The organism is Desulfovibrio simplex (assembly GCF_055387835.1).
In genome coordinates, this window is sequence record NZ_AP042377.1 from 1175284 (window position 1) to 1195272 (window position 19989).

Here is a 19989-nt window from a genome sequence, read left to right on the forward strand (position 1 = left end):
CTTGGTGCACCATACGGAAAGGCATTTGCCCTTGAGATCGTGGTCTCGAAAATTTGAATGCTTACCACGTTTGTTCGAGCAAAAAGCCGGCCAACAAGACGGCCCCGCAGGAACTTTTTTCCGACGGGGCCGTCTTGTTGGTCTATACATGAGGCGAGATGCACGCCTGCAAAACTTCAGGCTTGTACCGCGCGTTGCCGAGGCTGGGAATCATTGGCTCCGTCTTTTCGAATCCATTCCTCAAGGTGGCTGGCAATATGCTGGCAGACGGCCGCGTGTTCTTCCTTGCCTTGACCCTGCACGTACATCGGTTTTGCAAAGCAATACCTCACGGGCATGCCAGGGCGCACTGGGCCCAGTTCCTTGATCTTGCGCCCTTGCCCCCAGGCATCCGTCTTCAGCGCGATAGGAACCACGGGCACCCCTGCCTTGCGCGCCAGCTTGACGCCAATGGAATTGAAGTGGCTCTGGTCAAAAACCAGCGACCGCGTACTCTGCGGAAAAACAATAATGGATATTCCTTTTTTCAGGCGTTCAAGACCACCCTCAAGCACTGCCGTCAAATCTTCGCGCGGGTTGGTGCGCTCGACAACTATGGGGTCGCGCGAACACATGACAGGGCCAAAGAAGGGCATTGTCGTCAGACTTTTTTTGACCACAAAGGTCACGGGACGCCTTGGGCGTATCATACCGGGCAGCATGAAGGTTTCCAGCGTGCTCATATGGTTGGCGACAAAAAGGCACGGCCCGTCCGTTTCGTTGATGGCGTCCATGCCCTGCACTTCAATGGGGCAGCCAATGCGCTCCATCAGGTCAGAAACCCACACACTGGCATGCACCCAGGCGCTGTCGTCGCACTGTCCCTTGGCGGCCTTGGAACACAACCAGCGCAAAGGGCCGCCGAAAAGGCGGCTGTAAAAGCTGAGTGATGGAAAAAGCCGCGTAAAAAATCCCGTGCGCGCGTCCTGGCTTGCATATGCATTGCCTGTAAGAAATTTTTGCGAAAAGACGCCTTCAACAAAAGGGTGCATACCTTAGTCTTCCGTTTTTTTGATTTTGTAAATCTTGCGCCACCACTGTGAGAGGCGAGGTTCTTCACCATTATCGCGTGGCTGATAGAAACGGCGTCCTTCCAGGCCCTGCGGCAGGTAGGACTGGTCGACCCAGGAATCCGGGTAGTTGTGGGGATACTTGTATTCCTTGCCGTAGCCCCATTCCTTTTGCAGTTGGGTAGAGGGATTGCGCAGATGAAGTGGCACAGGGCGCGGGCCGTTGAGTTTGATTTCACGCTGGGCATTGAGGTAGGCCGCATATGAGGCATTGCTCTTGCGGGCCATGGCCAGATACGTCACGGTCTCAGCCAGGGGAATAAACCCCTCGGGCATGCCCACAAATTCCACAGCCTGCTGGCAGGAAACCGCCAGCGGCAGGGCATTGGGATCAGCCAGCCCCACATCTTCCGAAGCCGATAAAATGAGCCGACGGCAGACAAAACGCGGGTCTTCACCGCCCTCAAGCAGACAGGCCAGATAATAAAGGGCCGCGTCAACATCGCTGCCGCGAATGGATTTGATAAGCGCTGAAGCGAGCTCGTAGTGATTGTCGCCGTCTTTATCGTGCCGAACCAGCACTTCGGGCAGTGCGGCTTTAATATGCTCAAGTTCTTGCAGATCAGCGGGAAGAGCGGCCACGTACTCCACAAGGTTCAGCAACATGCGGGCATCACCGTGCGACGCGCCAGACAGCAGGTCCGCCAGTTCTTCGGACATTTCCATCTGAAGGTCGGCAGCGCCGCGCTTGGCCAGTTCCATAAGCTCAGGGCGGCCCAAGGGTCGTAGACGCAGCACATGAAGCCGTGAAAGCAACTGGCGCGTGACGCTGAACGAAGGATTTTCGGTTGTTGTGGCCAGCAGGGTAAGCTCGCCCGATTCTACCAGAGGCAGAAAAAAGTCCTGCTGCGCCTTGGAAAAGCGGTGCAACTCATCAAGGACAAGAATGTCCACGCCAGAAAGCGAACGGCGCAGGTGCTGCAAACCGGCCTCAGGCGCGCTGAGCCGCAAAAAGTTTTTACCGGTGGACTTGGCCAGTAGCAGGGCCAGCGTGGATTTGCCGCAGCCTGGAGGGCCGAAAAAAAGCAGGCTTGGCAGGCGCGGGGCCTGCATGAGCGAGCGCAGGCGCCCGCCAAGATGCGTCTGGCCCAGAAAAAGCGCCAGATCATCCGGCCGCATGCGCTCTGGCAGGGGTTTGTTGACGGTCATGACCGTTCCGCCTCTTGCGGTAAAGCCTTTGGCAACTGCGAAGCCCACCAGTGTATGCCAAGGCAGAGGGTTGCCGCCGTTTCGCAGCGCAGCACCCGCGCGCCCAGGCTCACAGCGCAAAACCCGGACTGCGTGAGCACGGTAAGCTCACGTTGCGAAAAACCGCCTTCAGGGCCAATAACATAGACTGTCAGGCCGCTTTGCCCCGCCAAAGCAGGGGAAAGCATGGGCACAGCGTCCTGTGCTTCCCATGGTAAAATGCGGTAGTCGGCTTCAGCAGCGTGGCTGACCAGATCGTCCACCCCGCCATCGAGCACGCGAACCTCCGGCAACCAGGGATTGCCGCACTGTTTGGCGCCAGCAACAAGCTGTCCCTGGCACGCTTCCTGTGCTGCTGCGGAAAGCTTGCCCTGACTGTGGTCACCTTGCCACAGCCATACGCCTGACGCGCCGAGCTCCACGGCCTTTTCCATAAAAAATCCGCGTCGTACGGCCTTGCTGTAGGCAAGGGCAACCACGGCGCGAGCTTCAGGCTGCGGCAAAAATTCTTCGCTCCTGCACTCCAGGTCGACAATTTTTTTCCCTGCCTTCAGCACCACAAAACGGCCCAGACGCCCCCGGCCATCAAGAAGCCCGACTTCGCTGCCCGCCCCAAGGCGCAAAACCTGACTCAGATGGCGGGCTTCCTGGCCATCAAGACGAACCTCATGCCCCCAGTGCTCCGGAGGCAGATAAAATAACGCCAAACTCATGTTAGCATGCTTTCCTTGCCCATCCGCGCCTTGCGCACAGCCTTAAAGCCGTCCAGCAAAGAAACGAGGCGTCCGTAACTTTTCCGTATTTCAATTCCGGCAGGGGTCAGGCTATCTTCCGGCGGTTCAAGATACTGGCGTTGGAGGTAGCGATCGCGCAGTATTTTTTCAACACAATCAATGATGCCGTCCACCAGTATGGGGAAAAAGTTGACCACTTCGAATTTCAGCTCATTGAGCAGAACCAGCGCCTCACTGAGCATCTGCCTGTATGTGATGTGCACGCCCTTGCAGGTGCGCGTGCACAGGTCTTCCAGAATCCGCACCCGACGGGCCTGCTGAATATAGCTGAAGCGCGTGCAGACTTCCTGATACAGATCGCGCAGGTCTTCAAAAACGTCGTCATTGTCCGGCGAATAGAGGTAATTGCACAACACTTTGCTGACATTGGAAAAAAACTCATCGCTATAACTGATCATGCGGCGCTGGTGCTTGGTCAGCCAGCTGTACAGAAATTTGAGCCTTTTTTCATGGGTGTCGGTATTTTCCACAACTTCGGTACGCTTGAATACAATACGCCCCGTGTATTCGCCGCGCACAATGTCGTTCAGGCGCAGGAACATGTTGGACGTATCCTTGATAAGGTTGAGCCCGGTGAGGCGCTCGCCAGTGAGCGGATGCAGCACTTCCTGGGTAACCACCGAAAGAGCGCGATCCTGACGGACGTTGCTCGAATCAAACGTATGCTGGCGGTATTTGACGCGCAATATGACAACCCGGCGGGGTTTATCAAGGAAAAATCCATCGCGGTCTATGATTTCAAGGGCATCTTCGTGGTCGGCGTCCACAGCGACCAGGGCTATCTTTTCCAGTTGGGGGTAGCGCTGGTTTCCTCCAGTGGACACATAGGTCGTGAGGGTGCGGTCAGTCTGTCCAAGAACTCGCAGAAGAAAATGTTCGCCCATTTTATGCAGCTTGCGCGCGAAAAGCGCGCTGGACGTGCGCCGCTCGGACACAATGGGAAAGCCGTAAAGCTCCATAAGGTACTGATACACAAACATGCGGTTGCGTTCATAAATATCGCTGTCGCCGTAGACAAATTTGCCTATGCGTATGCCAAACCGCTTGAGTTCGCTGTCAATATCAGAAGGAAAAGAGGCGAAAACGCCAGCCAGATGAAACTGGTTGTCCGCATCCCAGGCCAGCACTTGCGCCCTGTCCATATTGAGCAGGTACGGCATGAGCGCGGGGTAGCTTTCCAGCAGCACAGTATCTGTGGAGCGGAATTGCTGGCGAAAGACATCCTGGTGCATGCGCGGCAGACGTGAAGCGAGGGTTTGCAGGTTTTGCCCCATCACCTGGTTTTCCAGCGGGCATGAAGCCCCTTCGCCCTCGGTGACGACCGGATGCAGCTTGTCGAATTGAAAAATCTCGGAAAAATAATCCAGTTGGCGGGCAAAAGCCACCATGGCGAAGCCAGGCAGATCCCTGTATTCGAACATATCATTGTCAAACGACGGCAGAAGCTCGCGGCCTTCCACAACCGGATAGTTCTTGTTTTCCTGATAGGGTTTCACCAGGCAGAAACGCACATGTACGGCATCAAGAAAATTCTTGAGCGACTCAAGGTCGCTGATGGCAACAGGGGCGGACAAGCATGCTGCGTCCCGCCAGGGTTGACCATTTTTGCTGAAGACCTCTTGCCACTTAATCATTCCTGCACCCTACAGACCAGTCTTTCTCAATTTTTTATACTTATTTTTAAAATAATTCCAGTGGGCATAGTTGATAAATAAATATTTTACACAAGAGTCAACCCCTTACAGGGGCAGCGGAGCCATATTTTCACAAATTTGTCTATTTTTCTTCAGGTTGCCTGACCTGTTGCATCGTCCTATGATCAAAAGCAGTTGCGGGGGGCGGTACGCTTTGCTACAAGAAATGAGCTTGTCAATAATCTTGGCGGTCGATCCGCATCACCATAAAACCCACAGCACCATGACTGAAAATTCTTTAGAAAAACATATACTCAGCATCGTTTGCAGCGTTTTTGACGCATACTCTGTTGTTTTGTTTTTACCTGACGAAGAAGGAGAAGGGCACCACCTCGCCGCCTCCTTCAGCCTTGGCGACAAAATCGGGGCCAAGGCCACAGTGTTGCCTGGCAAGGGACTGGTGGGCTGGATTGTACGCAACCGTCAGCCTCTTCTTGTCCCCAATTTCGATCAGCGGCAGAGCAACCTCGGTTACTACTCCGGCGGCGAAGAGGCCTCCATCAAGGCCTTCATGGGCTGCCCCGTGCCCACCGGAGGGGCGTTGTGCGTTGACAGCAAAAGACAGTATTCTTTTTCTGACAAAGACCACAAAATTTTGCAGATGTTTGCGGAACTTGTGGCGCGACAGCAGGGCAGCAAGGGCCGCCAGGATCTGACTGGCAATATTCCACGCTACTTTGTGGAATTGGGCGTCATACAGGACCTGCGCTTTCGTTATAAACGCTGGCCGCAATTTTTACAGAACTATCTGCGCATCATGGTTGAGGCTACGGGCTTTGACTACTGCGCCTTTGCTTCGGTGGACACCCCTGGTGAAACGTATTGCGTGGAAGCGGAATCCGCACGGCTTCTTCTTGACGGGCAGGAACCCCTCATCTTGCCGATGGGCAGCGGCATAACCGGCTGGGTTTTTCACAACGACCAGCCCGTGGTGGCCGAAGGGGTAGAGGGCGCGCCTTCTACCGTTTTATTCGGCAAACTCCCTGACATGCCGGATTTTCAAGCCGCCATTTGCATGCCTGTTATGGTCAACAAAAGCACACGCGGCGTTTTGTGCCTCGCTCACACGCAGCCCAGGCAGATTGATGAATCCATGCGCAGTTTTGTGCGTCAGGCTGTAGACCATCTGGCGCTGTTTCTGGAAAATCTGTACCTCAAGGTACGGTTGCGCACCATGCTGCCCCGAGCCAGGGTGCACAGTGACGGACCCCAGGTATATGACCCGGACAGCGCCCCCATGCCACCTCAAAAAGAATACTAATTATGCTGTTGCGGCGCATTTTCCGTTTTCTGTCGAAAGACATAGCCATGGATCTTGGCACCGCCAACACCCTGCTTTACACCAGGGCGCACGGCATAGTCGTCAACGAGCCGTCAGTCGTTGCCCTTGACGCGCACACCGGCAAGGTCCTTGCCGTGGGGGCCGCCGCAAAAGAATATATCGGACGGACACCCCAGCGCATTCGCGCGGTTCGCCCCATGAAGGATGGCGTCATCGCCGACTTTGACGTCACTCGGGCCATGATTTCCTATTTTGCGCGCAAGGCCATCACGGGACTTCGTCTGGTCAGGCCCTCCATGTCCATCTGTATCCCCACAGGCATTACCCAGGTTGAAAAAAGGGCTGTCATTGACGCGGCCATGCTGGCCGGAGCGGCAGACGTCTCAATGATCGAAGAACCCATGGCTGCTGCCATAGGGGCTGATTTACCCATCCACGAACCCCTGGGCAATCTTGTTCTGGACATTGGCGGCGGCACCAGCGAAGTCGCGGTCATTACCCTGTCCGGTGTTGCCAATACCCAGTCGGTACGGATAGCGGGAGACGCCATGAACCTGGCGGTGCAGCGCTTCATGCGTGATGCATTTCGTATGGAAGTAGGAGACAACACGGCTGAAAACGTGAAAAAGATTATAGGCTCCGCCATGCCCATACCCAACGCCCCCATACTTGAGGTTTCGGGCAAGGATATGGTTCGCGGCGGTCCCCGCGTGGTCAAGGTAACAGAAGCTCATGTTCGTGAAGCCTTGCGTGAGCCTGTTCAGGCCATTCTTGAAGTAGTGTTGCGCGCGTTGGAAAAAACACCGCCCGAACTTGCCGCGGACATCTACCGCAATGGCATGCTCATGGCTGGTGGAGGTTCACTGCTCAAAGGGCTCGACGAGTATATCGCCCGGGAAACCCGCCTCAAGGTTTTTGTCGATAAAGATCCGCTTACCACCGTGTTGCGCGGCACAGCCAAAGCCATGCTTGACCGCGAAACGTACCGCTCCGTCTTTATCAACTAGATAACCTTTGAAATGCTTCACATTTCAATTTGTCATTCTGCCAAAAAGTGTAATTTTCGGCGAGTCCACGCCACGTTGCGGCACGCTGCACTCTCGCACAGCGGTAGAGCTGTGACCCTTTTCAACGGTAACACGCTCTGACACGTCCGGCTTCTGCCAGGCGGGTTTGGCGAGCCTCCTTGGCGCTTCGACTTGAAACAAAGGATTTTTCATGATTGATGCCAGTTCCATTCTCAAAGACTGCGTGGATATTGTCCTGCAAAGCGGTGAGATCATACGGGAACACTGGGATTTACCCAGTAATGTGCGCCATAAGGGCAGCATTGACCTGGTTACCCAGACTGACCTGGCCGTAGAAGCCTTTTTAAAGGAAAAGCTGGCAGACCTCGTGCCCGGCGCGTGCTTTCTCGCTGAGGAAAGCAGCAGTGATGACCAGGCGCCTGACGAACTTTGCTGGATCATCGACCCCGTGGACGGCACCACCAACTTTGTGCACCGCATTCCCCAGGTGGGCACATCAGTGGCCCTGTGGCACAACGGGCGTGTCGAGCTTGGCATTGTCAATGTGCCCATGCTGCATCGCTGCTACTGGTCGGCGCGTGGGCACGGGGCCTTCTGCAATGACAAGCCCATCAGCGTGAGTGGGGTGGACAGTCTCAATGACGCCCTGGTGGGCACAGGCTTTCCCTATGACATTGCCACCCGGCTGTCGGAAATAATGGAACGTCTTGCCCTGGTGTTGCCCATGGCGCAAGGTGTGCGGCGCATTGGCGCGGCCTCCATAGATCTGGCGTATGTCGCCTGCGGAAAGCTGGATATTTTTTACGAAGCCGGGCTCAAACCGTGGGACTACGCTGCGGGCATGCTGCTTGTGGAAGAGGCGGGGGGACGCATCAGCAACCTGAACGGCGATCCTTTGCGTTTTGGCGAACCTCTTCTTGCGAGCAATGGGCGTTTGCACGCCCTGGCTGTTGATTTGCTGAGCCCCACGACCTGAGCATAAACCGGTTCGGCTGCGGAAACTGAGCTGCTCAGAAATGCGAGAGGTATCCTCCCTCAAGGGCGGCGTTCATGACAGGAGAGAGCAGGTCGCCAAAGTGAGCGCCCAGTCCTTTCAGTTCATCCTGATCCACCAGCAGGTGTCTGTCGCGCGCGAGGGCTCTGGCGTTAATGATGGAACGCGGCAGGCTGGCCGTATACAGGTGAAGAAAGGTCAGTCCATTACTGAGTGAAGGCGGCATGAGCCCAAGGTGCGCAAGGCGGCCGCCCTCCTGACTCCATTCCTGAAACAGAATATTATGTGCGCTGCTCTCGCACGAGATGCCGGCCGCAACCTGAGCATATGACGAAAATCCCCAGCCCTGTTCACCCAGGGTCAGCAGGGCGCGCCCGCTTCTGTCGCGGATAAGCAGCGCCACGCTGCGGTGCGGCAGCCCTTGGCGCAAAACATCTTCTTTTGCCATAATGCACAGGGGCGCATTGTTGCTGTCCACCACTTCAAGGCTTTGTGCCGGATTTTTCAGGCCTTCATAAGGAAATGTTTTCATGAGCATGTCCACAGGGCAGGCATGGCGCATGCGGCAACTTGAAGCATGCCATGCCGAAAAAATGTCTTCTATCGAACGCGAGTGTTTTACGTTGCCCTGGTCAGAAGAGCAATGCCGTGCTGCCTTTGGCCAAAAGGCCTTCGCGGCATTTGGCCTGTTCAATGGTGAATGCCTCGCAGGCTACATTTCCATTTATCATACCGATGATGAGCTGGAAATACTCAATCTTGCGGTGCGACCTCATATGCGCCGCCTTGGACACGGAAAGCGCATTTTGCGCACTGTCTTGCGTCTGGCGCGTAAAATGGATATTCATAAAGTCTTGCTTGAAGTACGAACGGGGAACAGGGCTGCCATTGCCTTGTACGAAGGCTGCGGCTTCCAGAAAGTGGGACGACGCCGCAATTACTATGCCGACACGGGTGAAGACGCCCTTATCTACCGATGTGAGCTTGACTCCTGTCAGTTTTAACGCCTCGAGGGGGACGTTATGCATAAGATTATTGCCGCCAACTGGAAAATGTACAAAAACCGCACGGAGGCTGCAACCACCGCTGCTGAGATAGCTGCGGCCCTGCCCGGGGTTTTGCCGGAAGGGCGAGAAGTTGTTGTCTTTCCACCAGCGACGGCCATTGAATGTGTGGCCCAGGCCTTTCGCGGGCAAAAGTCGCTGACTGTGGGTGCGCAGAATTTTTATCCCGCGCCTGAAGGCGCGTTCACAGGGGAAGTTTCTGTGGACATGCTGCGGGATGTGGGCGCGGAATGGGTGCTTGCCGGACACTCCGAGCGGCGGCATATTTTTGGCGAGAGCGATGAGATGGTCGCGCGCAAGACAGTATTTGCCTTAAGTCACGGCATGAAAACCATGCTCTGCATTGGTGAAAAACTTGAAGAGCGTGAGCAGGGCAATCTTTATGCGGTCCTGGAGCGTCAATTGACGGCTTTTTTTTCGTCCAAACCTGCTGCCATGGCTGATGACGCCCTGACCGGACGCTTCGCCATTGCCTACGAACCAGTGTGGGCCATCGGCACCGGCAAGGTGGCTGGCCCCGGTGAAGTGCGCGAAGCACACGGCGTCACACGTGCCCTGCTTGAAAAATTTATGGGCGAAACCGGCAAAAAACTGCCCATTCTGTATGGCGGCAGCGTCAAGCCAGACAATGCCGGAGCCCTTATTGCCCTTGACAACGTGGATGGTCTTTTGGTAGGAGGAGCCTCTTTAGAGGCGCAAAGCTTCCTACAAATTATCGGGGCCTGATGCCCAACTTCTGGCGCGCCGTCGGGCAGTGGCCGGACGGCGAGGAGGAATACGTGCAGACTCTCATTCTTACGCTGCATATCATTGTATGCGTGTTGCTTATCATCCTTGTACTTTTGCAATCGGGCAAGGAAGGCATGGGCGTCATATTTGGCGGGGGCAACACTTCTGTTTTCGGCAGTGGTGGCGCTGGCGGCATTCTTGCCAAACTTACCACGCTTATGGCGGTGATTTTTGTTATCACCTCTTTGAGTTACACGTATGTCACCAGTTCGCGGCCCAGCAGCGAATCTACCATTCTTAATGTAAAAATTGAAGAACCTGCGGCACCCAGGACCAATGCCGCGCCGCCCGTTCAGACCGCACCAGCGGCTCCCGCCGGGCAGCAGTCTGCTCCTGCCGGCAATCAGGATGCCGCGCCTGCGGGGCAGTAGCACTTTGATTTCATGATTGAAAAAGCCGCGGCCTGCCGCGGCTTTTTTTTCAGCCAGAGCAAGTATCTTTGCCCAGAGAAAATATTTTTGAGAAGATAGATTCTCAAAGGCCATGACGCGGCGTTTATGGTATATAACGCGCAGATACAGTGCTTACGCCTTTAGGGCGAGCGCCAGCTCACGCAGTCACCGAGCGTTTCAAGCGGCAACCGTCAGGCGATGATGAAGCTTTGCGGCTGGCACGATAATAGTACGGGTAACAACGCTCAAAACTCTCCCTGTGGGGTTGACCATGTCCGACTCCGATTCTTTTGGTGAAAATCCTTTCAGATCGCTCAATATCGGCAAGCTTCCTGAAAAAAACGCGCGAAAGCCTGCGGGATCCCGCGCTGCTGCCAAAAACAGAAATTTTCAAAAGACCCACCCCACGCCCGCAGGAAGCGACTCTGGCCTTGACGAGGAAGAGCGCGATCTTTTTTTACGCTCCATAGGGCAGCTGCAGGCATCAAAAGCCCCCCGTGGGACAAATAGAACGCCGAAGCAATCCGGCCCTGGGACGTTCCTGCTTGAAGAGCATGCCAGCTTGCCTGATCGCGGCGATGCAGAAAGCAAGCAAAAAAAAGGCAAAAAAAACATGCCTGTTCCCCGGCTGGAACGTGAGGAGGGGGCAAAGAAGGCCAGCGCTATGCCAACCAAGAGGGCGACCCAGCCTGATGCAACGCAGGACGGCCTCCGCATGGGCGCAAAAATGAGTTCCGGCCCCGATGCGGCACAACTCTCCCCACGTGAGGGGAGCCATAACAATGACATGACTGACGCCGATGCAGACGACGCCGTTTTCCTTCAGGCCATGGGCGAGGTAGTCCCTCTTCAAGGGCGCGGGCGTGATGTGGCGCCAGTGCCTGATGCGGCCACGCCGCCGCCTCACGGAGAGATCAGCCTTCAGGATTTTATGGACGGCAAGCTGGAATTTGCCCTGTCTTTTTCAGACGAATACCTCGAAGGGCATGTGGTGGGACTCGATCAGATGACCATAAACAAGCTGCGGGCAGGCTCCTTCAGCCCCGAAGCGCATCTGGACCTGCACGGACTCAATGCTCTTCAGGCTTTTGAGGCCTTGCGCGGTTTTTTACGCGGCGGTTGGTATAAAGGATTGCGCACGGTGCTGGTGGTGCCGGGCCGGGGGCGCAACTCTCCGGACGGGATAGGCATCTTGCGTGAAAAGCTGCAAAACTGGCTGACACAGGACCCCTTCAAAAGGGTCGTGCTGGCCTTCTGCACTGCGCAGCCCCACGATGGGGGCCCCGGCAGCGTCTATGTATTACTGCGCAAATACAAAAAAAAGGGGCGCGTTTATTGGGAACGCACGCCAGCGGATGACGATCTTTATTGAGCAGGGCCACCCGAAGGCGAAAGCGTCAGGCAGAACGCGGGTTTCTTTTGCCTGACGCGGACAGCCTGTCCAGTAGCCTGTCATAGTAAGGATCGTCCTGCTCAAGCTGCAAATGGCGCTGGCAGCGCATTTTTGCACGCGCAATCATAAAGCGCAGCTTTTGCATCTGTCGCACACGCTCCTGTTCATCCTCACAGTTGTCCAGCATGTCCACAAGACGGGTCAGTTCCTTGCGTTCGGCCAACTCCGGGGGCAGACAGCCCGCATTGCTCAAAATCTTGTAGGCCATGCGCAGTTCCTCGGGCACATGGCTCGTGTCTTCCAGTTCCAGCGGTTTGCCTTGCCCTGGCAAATTGTCAAAAAGCCCCTGCGCCTGGGCCTCTTCAATGCGTCTTTCAGCAATGAACTGGATGACAGACCAGGGATTAGCCCCTGCCATGGCCTTCTCCTTCGGGCGCTTCCTGCTGGCTGTCTTGTGTCTGCGTTGAAGATGTGGCGGCTGTCCCCCAGAGGCTTTTCCATTCCATCAGTGTTTTCAGCGCGTCAAGGGGGCTCAGCTCTTCAGGCTGCATATGGCGCAGCAGTTCAACCACCGGATGCTCCGCTCGCGGCGGAGCCGCTTGCAGGCAGGGCAGGTCATCCGTGGCTTTTGTCTTGGGTTCAGGCAAGTCCAGCCCAGGCAGGCATACGGCTGTGACCACCGCCTTGCGCGCGACGTCGCGCCCGCGCTCAAGATTGGCCAGTATGGCCCTCGCGCGCTGCACTACCGGGCCGGGCACGCCGGCGAGCCTCGCCACCTCAACGCCATAGCTTCTGTCAGCAGGGCCAGGCACAAGCTTGTGCAGAAAAAGAATATCGCCACTATATTCGCTGATGGCTATATTCATTGTAAAAACGCCGTCCACACGGCCTTCGAGGGCCGTAAGCTCATGATAGTGCGTGGCAAAGAGCGTGCGCAGCTCGCCCTGGGCACGTCTGGACAGGTCTTCGACCATGGCCCAGGCCAGGGCCACGCCATCATAGGTGCTGGTGCCGCGCCCGATTTCATCCAGAATGATAAGGCTGCGACGTGTTGCCTGACGCAAAATACGGGCAGTTTCCATCATTTCGACCATAAAGGTGCTTTGCCCCTGAGCCAGATTGTCAGAAGCCCCCACGCGCGAGAACAATCTGTCCACAAGGCCAAGTCGCGCGGATGTGGCCGGAACCATTGCCCCCATCTGCGCAAGCAGGCAGATGATTGCCACCTGACGCAGCACGGTTGATTTGCCCGCCATATTGGGGCCGGTAAGCAGGCACAGGCGGCGTTTGTCATCCAGACGGAAATCGTTGGGCACAAAATTGGCGCGGCCAAGCATGGCCTCCACCACGGGGTGACGGCCCTCACGAATGGCCAGGTTTGCGTCCGCTGTCAATTCGGGGCGGCACCAGTTGTTGAGGCGTCCGACCTGGGCAAGGCTTTGCCAGTAATCCAGGTGGCCGATCAGTTGGGCCATGTGGCTGATGCGTTCACGCTGCTGCGCCATGTGCTGACGCAGGTCCTGAAAAAGGCTGTATTCCAGTGCTTTGCGTTTGTCTGATGCTGAAAGCAGTTCTTCTTCAAGGCTCTTAAGCTCTTCAGTGGTAAAACGCTCAGCATTGGCAAGGCTCTGGCGGCGGATGAAGTGGTAGGGCATGGTGCCGGTGTGAGCGGCGCGCGACACTTCAAAATAGTAACCGAATACACGGTTATATCCCAGTTTGAGTTTGGCGATGCCTGTTGTGGTCTGCTCCTCGGTAAGCATGGCCTGCAGTTTTTGTTCGCCGTGTTCAGCGAGATCAAGCAGCCTGTCCAGTTCGGCGTTGTAGCCGCTTTTAAAAAGGCCGCCATCGGTAATAACCGGCGGGGGGGTGTCCACAAGCGCGCTCAGCAGGAGCGCCGTGCAGTCCTCCATGGCGTCCCAGGTCTTGATGATGTCGGCCACAGCCTCGGGAGGCGCGGCCTCGGGGCCGACAGTCTGCGTTGCGTCATCTTCCTGATCGGGCCTCTGGAGAATTGACGGCGCTGAATTGCCCGTCAGCACGGCATAAACCTGCGGCAACGCCGCCAGGCTGTTGCGCAGGGCAATAAAGTCGCGGGGGCTGCCCTGATTCAGGCTGATGCGCGTGGACAGACGCTCCATGTCATACACGTTGTTAAGCGCGTCCCGCAAAGTTGAGCGGCGGCCGTCGTCGGCGTAAAACCAGGCCACTACGTCCTGAATGCGCGTAATGGGAGAAACTTCACGCCACGGATGGCGCAGCATGTCTTCAAGCAGCCGTCCCCCCATAGGCGTCATGGTATCATCAAGAACATGCCTCAGGGTGCCTTTTCCCTTACGGCCATTCAGGCGTGTGAAAATCTCCAGGTTGCGTTCCGTCACCTCGTCAACCACAAGGCGGCGACTGAGATCAAGGCGTTGAAACGGCTTGAGGTGCTCGGGGCTGCGCATCTGCGTTTGCGCAAGGTACGCAAGCAGCGCACCGCAGGCCCGCATGATCTCATTATGCCCGGTAAGGCCGAGAGCGCCCGCTTCCCGCACGCCCTGGGCCGAGAGCACCCGCTCCGTGGCGCGCTTGAGTTCAAAAACGCTTGCGGGCTGACGCACCAGACGAACGCCCTCAAGCAGGGTGCGGGGCGGCGGCTGGACGCCTTCGGGCACCAGCAGTTCGCGTGGCGCCATTTTTTGCACCCATTGCCACAGTTCTGCCTGGCGCTTGAAATCTACGCCGCTCCATTGCCCGGTGGACACGTCCGCCCAGGCGAAACCGCCTCCCTCACTGTCCGCGCAAGGACAAAGCGCCCCAAGGTAATTGTGGCTTTTGGTGTTCAGGTTGGCGTCATCCACCACGGTTCCGGGAGTCTTGACGCAGGTTACGGCTCTTTTGACAAGACCTTTGGCTGTTTTGGGGTCTTCAACCTGATCACAAATGGCAATGTGATAGCCTTTGTCCACAAGCTGGGCCACGTAAGCGTCAACGGCGTGCCAGGGCACCCCGCACATGGGAACGGGATTTTGCGTATCCTTGCTGCGGCTCGTGAGCGTTATCTGAAGTTCACGGGCGGCCACTTCGGCGTCGCTGAAAAAAAGCTCATAAAAATCGCCCATGCGGTAAAAAAGCAGAGCATCAGGGTAGTCAGCCTTGATGCTCATGTAATGCTCAAACATGGGAGTCATTTTGAAAGTGGGCTCAGACATGGTGGTGCTTCATGGGCAATAATTGTTGTACCGCTGTATAAATTATCGGCATATGGCGCTGCCCGAAGCGCATCGGGCAGCGCCGGAAGGCTGAAGGCAAATTCTTACTGCTTGTCGGGATCAGGCACGAGGGACTCGTCAGCAGCCTGCAGCGGCTTGGTTTCCGCCGCCTGAGCGCCTTCGGTTTTTTCCTTGTTCTTCTGAAGAAAGCTGATCTTAGAAGCTTCGACGTCTGACTTCTTTTTCAGTTTGGCCATTTCGCGCTCAAGATTGCTGATGTGCCACTTGTGCTTCATAAGGCGGGCAGAGAGGTTCAGCTTGTCCCACACAAGGAAGCTCAGGGTGAGCAATGATCCAAGCGCAAAGGCCGCGATCACCAGAAAGTAGAAAGGCAGGGGGATGGAATGCATTGGCGGGATAAAGAAAAGATGGAGCGTGAGCACCATGTCTTGTGAGAGAGGTCCCTGATTCTGAAAAAAGAATACGAGAGCAAGAAAGAAAACGATGGCCAGCAAGAGAACCTTGATATACCGCATAGACACACTCCTCAGGCTAAAGCTATCTCAAAAAATCTTCACGGGCTTTTTGAGAATGCCGCCCGCCCCGTGGGGCACAGCCTGCGCTCTCCAGCCGGTTTTTTCACGCCGCCGCGGCGCAAAAAAACTTCCTGCCACTCCTTCATCAACCATTCCTGAGTTGATCTCAACCTTCCTGATGGGGCAAGGAACCGGCGCTACATGGCTCCCCGGCCATGGCGTCCTTCGTGAAATAGGGTTTCAACGCAGCGTAGCTGCGGCTCAGATGCTCGGGCATGGTACGCACTTCATTAAAGACTGCCATAAATGACGAATCTCCAATCCAACGCGGCACCAGATGAAAATGCAGATGCTCCCTGATGCCCGCGCCCGCGGCCTCTCCCTGGTTGAGGCCGACGTTGATGCCTGCACACGTAAAGTGTCTTTTCAAAATTGCGGCGCAGACCTGCAGAAGGTCCATGACTTCATGGGCCTCTTCAGTGGTCAAATCGGCAAGGTTCATGACGTGCCTGTAAGGACAGACCATGATATGCCCATTGTTGTACGGGAATTTATTCATGATGACAAAGGCGTGACGGCCTCTGTAAAGAACAAGACGTTCTTCGTCATCCAATCCGTCGGCGGAAAGGCAGAACACACAGGAATCTGGTTTTGGTCCTAGTATGTATTCGATACGCCAAGGTGCCCATAATTGTTTCATAATTTTTTTTCTATACACCGCTTGACCATCGGGAGCAAGAGGCAAGCCGCCAGCCCGCCTGATGACAATCCAATAATCATCAGAAATTTTAAAAAGTTAAGGAAACAATCCTTGCTTGCCTGCAATAAAAAAAATGGGAAGAGCCGCCAATGACAAGTAAAAAACTCAACATTCCTTCAGATCAACCCTTTGACGGGTGCCTGGCTTTTCGCTCCTGTTCCTGTCGCATAAGCTCGCGCGCAAGTCCAAGCTGCGCTTTGCGGCCCTGCGTTTCGCCATCCAGCTTGGCTTTCAGCGCAGTACGCAAAATATGGCTGTACTGGGGGCCGGGGGGCAGACCCAGAGCTTTGAGGTCACCACCCGTGATGTCGGCTTTTTCATGCTGCCACTGGGTGATATAGCGCGACAGGCTTTTTTGCAGGTATTCATTCTCTGTTTCTGCCATGAGGTAGAGCAGCGACTCCAGCGACAGGGGAGACAGAACCTCACACAGCGCGCTGATTTTGGGAGCCTGCCCCTCTTGCCGTCTTTGCCAGGCCTCAAGACGGCCTCGTACTGTGCGCATTTGCTCCCGCTGGTTCAGGATTTCAGCCCTTTTGTTTTCCGGCAGCCCCAGGCGACGGTACAGAACGGATGTTTCCGCATAGGGCAGGCCGTGGCTGAGGCCCAGAAAATATACCAGCCAGGCTTGCGGTTTTTTTTCAAAATACAGCAGGTGATACCAGGAGAGCATATCCTGAAGTTCCTGCAACAGGGCCTTGCGGGTTGGTGTAAGCGCGAGTTGCGGCGCGATGGCGGGCAAAATGCCCAGTTGGTCAAGCCGCACAAGACAGGCCAGCGGATTGTCCTCATCGCAGATATGCCTGAATTCACTGAAAAGGCGCGGCCCCGCGAGCTTGTCCATAAGCTTGAGGCCCAGAGCGTTTTTAATGAGCCTTTCCGCTCCCGCGCCGATGCGGAAATCGTAGCGCTGTTCAAAGCGCACGGCCCGCAGGCAGCGTGTGGGGTCTTCAACAAAGCTCAGGGTATGCAGCACCCGAATGACGCGTTCCTTGATATCGCGCTGACCACCGAAAAAATCTATCAACTGCCCGAACGGCGTGCTGTCCAGACGCACCGCCAGGGCATTGATGGAAAAATCACGCCGAAAAAGATCCATTTTTATGGACGAAAGCTCCACCGTAGGCAGCGCGGCGGGGTATTCGTAGTATTCCAGCCGGGCTGTGGCCACGTCTATGCGAGATTCCAGCCCTTTTTCATCCTTGAAAATGACCACGGAGGTTAAAAATTCCTGGTGTTCGCGCACTCTTCCGCCAAGTTCCACGGCCAGAGCTTTGGCAAGCGCGATGCCGTTGCCCTCGACCACAAGATCAATATCCTGGTTGGGCCGGTTCAGCAGCAAATCCCGCACAAAACCACCCACTGCGTACACAGGCAGGCCCAGGTCTCTGCCAAGCTTTCCTGCCAGTTGCAAAAGGTCTTTGACGGAAGAGGGCAGACGGTCCTGTATGAGCTTGCCCACGTGCCGTTCTTTGCTTGGGGAGTGCTTGAGCACCGGCAGGCTGTCCTGCTCATGGGCAAAGACATTTATAAGGTCTGTGCGGGTTACGACGCCGATCACGCGGTCTGCCTCCACTATGGGCACAAGACGCTGCCGCGCGCCGACAATGATTGCCGTGAGGTCCTTGAGGACGGCTTCAGGCGGCAATGTCTGCACGGAGCCCTGCATATAGTCCTCAACCAGAGCCCCCCCAAGGCCGTGCGCGCTGGCACGGGAGGCTGTCTGGGCGTCAAGCAGGCCTTTGCAGGTTCTGGTGCCCGGCACAAAAACAGGTACAGCCTTGAGCCCGAAATGCAGCATGAGTTCATCCGCCTCGCGGATGGTGGCCGTGGACTCAACACCCACGGCAGGGGAGGACATGTACTCGCGCGCCGTCTTGTCTGGGTGGGCCTGTTCGTACAGCTGGCGTAAAATGGCGTCTCGAACTTCATGCAGGGTCATGTGCCGGATTGAGGCAGAGGCCGCGTAGGCATGGCCGCCCCCACCCAGCGCAGCGCAGATATCGCCGACGTTGATCTTTTCGCTGCGGCTGCGGGCCACCACCTGAATACGGTCCCCCATAAGACCTATGGCAAAAAGAACAGGAAACTTCTCCATCTCGATCAGGCGGTGCGCCAGATAGGCAAAGTCGCCCAGGTAGTGTTCCATTGCCGCTTCGGCCAGTACCACCTGTGTGCGGTTGATGGTATAGGATTCGGCAGATTCGAGCAGGCTGTTGAGGGCCTGGATATGCATGCTGGTAAGTTCGTGTGCGGCCAGATCATTAATGCGGTTTACATCCATGCCCTGACCAAGCAGCCATGCTGCCGCCTCAAAGTCCGCGGGGGTGGTGGAGGAATAGGTGAATGAACCTGTATCGCCATAGATGCCCAATCCCAACAGAGTGGCATCCTCAGCTTCAAGCCGCACCTCGCGCTCACGCAGGTGCTGCACGATAAGGCTTGTAACAGAGCCAATCTGGGCCAGATGCACTGTGCCGAATGCTATGTCATCTCCAGAATCGGGGTGATGGTCCCACATCTCGACAGCCACGCCGGGACGCTCCAGCAGGGGCGCCACATGGTTCACCCGACTGCGCTGGCGCGTGTCGACAATTACCAGACGGTCAAAGGACTCCCAGTCAAGATCGCTATTGTCGGCAAAGCTGTACGCCCTTGTATCGATGCTGGCGTAGAGTTTTTGCAGGCCGCGTTCCTGACTGCCGGGAAAAAGCAGAACGTGCGGATTGTAAAGGTGACGGGCCGCAAGCATGGCGGCAAAAGCATCAAAATCCGCATTGGCATGGCAGGTGATCAGGGTTGCTTTGGCGGCTGTCACATCTGGCTCCGGGGATGGAATTGGCGGTGAATGCCGCGCAGACGCTCGGCCTGAACATGGGTATAAATTTCTGTGGCGCTGATATCGGCATGCCCCAGCAGCAGTTGCACCGCTCTCAGGTCAGCTCCGCCTTCAAGCAGATGCGTCGCAAAGGAGTGCCTGAAGGTGTGGGGCGAAATGGGGCGGCGTATGTCGGCTGCAAGCGCGTATTTTTTTACCATTTTCCAGATATACTGACGGGTGAGCGCATGGCCGGACCGGTTGACGAAAAGCTGGTTGCCTGTGGGTGAAAAAGCCGGCCGCCAATGACTGATATAATTTTCAAGCATGCGCTGCATGAAGTCGTGCAGGGGTACGAGCCGTTCCTTGGCGCCCTTGCCGAAAACACGCACCAGACCACGCTGAAGGTCCAGATCCGGCACGCACAGATCACAGAGTTCGGACACGCGCAATCCTGCCGCATAGAGCAGCTCAAGCATGCAGCGGTCGCGTTGGCCGCCTCTTTCGCGCATGTCGGGCTGCGACAGCATTTTTTCCATCTCATCCCGGGTCAGCACTTCGGGCAGGTGCTGCGGCAACTTGGGGTTATCCATCAACTGCGCGGGATTGGCCTTGATGACGCCTTCCTGCATGGCAAAATCGAAAAAAGCCCGCAGGGCGGACAAACGCCGCGCCAGGGTTCTTCCTGTATTCTGGCGTGCGCGCAGCCATGCAAGGTAAAGGAAGACCTCCTGCTCGTCGGGTTGCGCTCCCATGGGGCCTCCGCCAGAGAGCTCCTGCCGAAAGAGAAAAAAATTCTCGAGGTCCTGACTGTAGGAAAGAACGGTCTGCTGCGACAGACCGCGCTGGGCCAGCAGATGGTCCTGCCATAAAGGCAGAAGGGCGGCCAGGGGGCAGTGAGATGCGGTGGCGGATGATGCGGATTCGGTCATGTGAGCATGCTAGCCGCCT

Annotated in this window: 18 protein-coding genes; 7 read left to right on the plus strand and 11 right to left on the minus strand. The window is 56.2% G+C overall.

Features of this window, described 5'->3' with window-relative positions:
* Positions 1–176: 176 nt before the first annotated feature.
* From ACZ5DH_RS04795 to ACZ5DH_RS04810, 4 genes are read right to left on the minus strand one after another with little or no spacing between them, the layout of a single operon-like run.
* Positions 177–1031: a lysophospholipid acyltransferase family protein gene (locus tag ACZ5DH_RS04795; RefSeq protein WP_464256000.1), complete on the minus strand. Its 855-nt coding sequence runs from the start codon at positions 1029–1031 to the stop codon at positions 177–179.
* Between the two features lie 3 nt (positions 1032–1034).
* Positions 1035–2258 (minus strand): replication-associated recombination protein A, encoded by a 1224-nt coding sequence (locus tag ACZ5DH_RS04800; RefSeq protein ID WP_464256001.1) that lies wholly within the window; start codon positions 2256–2258, stop codon positions 1035–1037.
* Positions 2255–3010 carry a 16S rRNA (uracil(1498)-N(3))-methyltransferase gene (locus ACZ5DH_RS04805; protein WP_464256002.1) on the minus strand — a complete coding sequence of 252 codons (756 nt, stop codon included), beginning with the start codon at positions 3008–3010 and terminating at the stop codon, positions 2255–2257. Before ACZ5DH_RS04805 ends, ACZ5DH_RS04800 begins: the two co-directional genes overlap by 4 nt.
* A complete protein-coding gene (locus tag ACZ5DH_RS04810) occupies positions 3007–4725 on the minus strand; it encodes a hypothetical protein (protein ID WP_464256003.1) in 1719 nt (572 codons plus the stop codon). The genes ACZ5DH_RS04805 and ACZ5DH_RS04810 overlap by 4 nt, the downstream gene beginning before the upstream one ends.
* Positions 4726–4951: 226 nt before the next feature.
* Here ACZ5DH_RS04810 and ACZ5DH_RS04815 point away from each other — a divergent pair, with 226 nt between their 5' ends.
* From ACZ5DH_RS04815 to ACZ5DH_RS04825, 3 genes are all read left to right on the plus strand, one after another.
* Positions 4952–6046, plus strand: a complete 1095-nt coding sequence (locus ACZ5DH_RS04815; protein ID WP_464256004.1) for a GAF domain-containing protein — start codon at positions 4952–4954, stop codon at positions 6044–6046.
* Between the two features lie 2 nt (positions 6047–6048).
* Positions 6049–7074, plus strand: a complete 1026-nt coding sequence (gene mreB / locus ACZ5DH_RS04820) for a rod shape-determining protein MreB (protein ID WP_464256005.1) — start codon at positions 6049–6051, stop codon at positions 7072–7074.
* 211 nt (positions 7075–7285) lie between these two features.
* Positions 7286–8071 (plus strand): inositol monophosphatase family protein, encoded by a 786-nt coding sequence (locus ACZ5DH_RS04825; protein WP_464256006.1) that lies wholly within the window; start codon positions 7286–7288, stop codon positions 8069–8071.
* Positions 8072–8105: 34 nt separating this feature from the next.
* Here ACZ5DH_RS04825 and ACZ5DH_RS04830 read toward each other — a convergent pair whose 3' ends face one another.
* Positions 8106–8621, minus strand: a complete 516-nt coding sequence (locus tag ACZ5DH_RS04830) for an NUDIX hydrolase (protein WP_464256007.1) — start codon at positions 8619–8621, stop codon at positions 8106–8108.
* A gap of 28 nt (positions 8622–8649) precedes the next feature.
* On the opposite strand from ACZ5DH_RS04830, the gene rimI reads away from it, so the two are divergent.
* The 4 genes from rimI to ACZ5DH_RS04850 all read left to right on the plus strand — a co-directional run bounded on the left by rimI (position 8650) and on the right by ACZ5DH_RS04850 (position 11706).
* On the plus strand, positions 8650–9093 hold the full coding sequence (rimI, locus tag ACZ5DH_RS04835; RefSeq protein WP_464256008.1) for a ribosomal protein S18-alanine N-acetyltransferase: 444 nt from the start codon (positions 8650–8652) through the stop codon (positions 9091–9093).
* Between the two features lie 18 nt (positions 9094–9111).
* A complete protein-coding gene (gene tpiA, locus ACZ5DH_RS04840; protein ID WP_464256009.1) occupies positions 9112–9879 on the plus strand; it encodes a triose-phosphate isomerase in 768 nt (255 codons plus the stop codon).
* A gap of 53 nt (positions 9880–9932) precedes the next feature.
* Positions 9933–10313, plus strand: coding sequence for a preprotein translocase subunit SecG (secG, locus tag ACZ5DH_RS04845; protein WP_464256505.1), 381 nt, complete (start codon positions 9933–9935; stop codon positions 10311–10313).
* A 292-nt stretch (positions 10314–10605) separates the two neighbouring features.
* A complete protein-coding gene (locus ACZ5DH_RS04850; protein WP_464256010.1) occupies positions 10606–11706 on the plus strand; it encodes a Smr/MutS family protein in 1101 nt (366 codons plus the stop codon).
* Positions 11707–11731: 25 nt separating this feature from the next.
* On the opposite strand, the gene ACZ5DH_RS04855 is transcribed toward ACZ5DH_RS04850, so the two are convergent.
* The 6 genes from ACZ5DH_RS04855 to xerD form a co-directional block, all read right to left on the minus strand.
* Positions 11732–12145 carry a DnaJ family domain-containing protein gene (locus ACZ5DH_RS04855; RefSeq protein WP_464256011.1) on the minus strand — a complete coding sequence of 138 codons (414 nt, stop codon included), beginning with the start codon at positions 12143–12145 and terminating at the stop codon, positions 11732–11734.
* Positions 12132–14924, minus strand: a complete 2793-nt coding sequence (gene mutS / locus ACZ5DH_RS04860; RefSeq protein WP_464256012.1) for a DNA mismatch repair protein MutS — start codon at positions 14922–14924, stop codon at positions 12132–12134. The genes ACZ5DH_RS04855 and mutS overlap by 14 nt, the downstream gene beginning before the upstream one ends.
* Positions 14925–15028: 104 nt before the next feature.
* Positions 15029–15460, minus strand: coding sequence for a LapA family protein (locus tag ACZ5DH_RS04865; RefSeq protein WP_464256013.1), 432 nt, complete (start codon positions 15458–15460; stop codon positions 15029–15031).
* A gap of 166 nt (positions 15461–15626) precedes the next feature.
* Positions 15627–16160: an HIT family protein gene (locus tag ACZ5DH_RS04870; RefSeq protein ID WP_464256506.1), complete on the minus strand. Its 534-nt coding sequence runs from the start codon at positions 16158–16160 to the stop codon at positions 15627–15629.
* Positions 16161–16341: 181 nt separating this feature from the next.
* Complete coding sequence (locus ACZ5DH_RS04875; RefSeq protein WP_464256014.1) at positions 16342–19038, minus strand: CBS domain-containing protein; 2697 nt, start codon at positions 19036–19038, stop codon at positions 16342–16344.
* Positions 19035–19970, minus strand: coding sequence for a site-specific tyrosine recombinase XerD (gene xerD, locus ACZ5DH_RS04880; RefSeq protein ID WP_464256015.1), 936 nt, complete (start codon positions 19968–19970; stop codon positions 19035–19037). The genes ACZ5DH_RS04875 and xerD overlap by 4 nt, the downstream gene beginning before the upstream one ends.
* Positions 19971–19989: the final 19 nt, after the last annotated feature.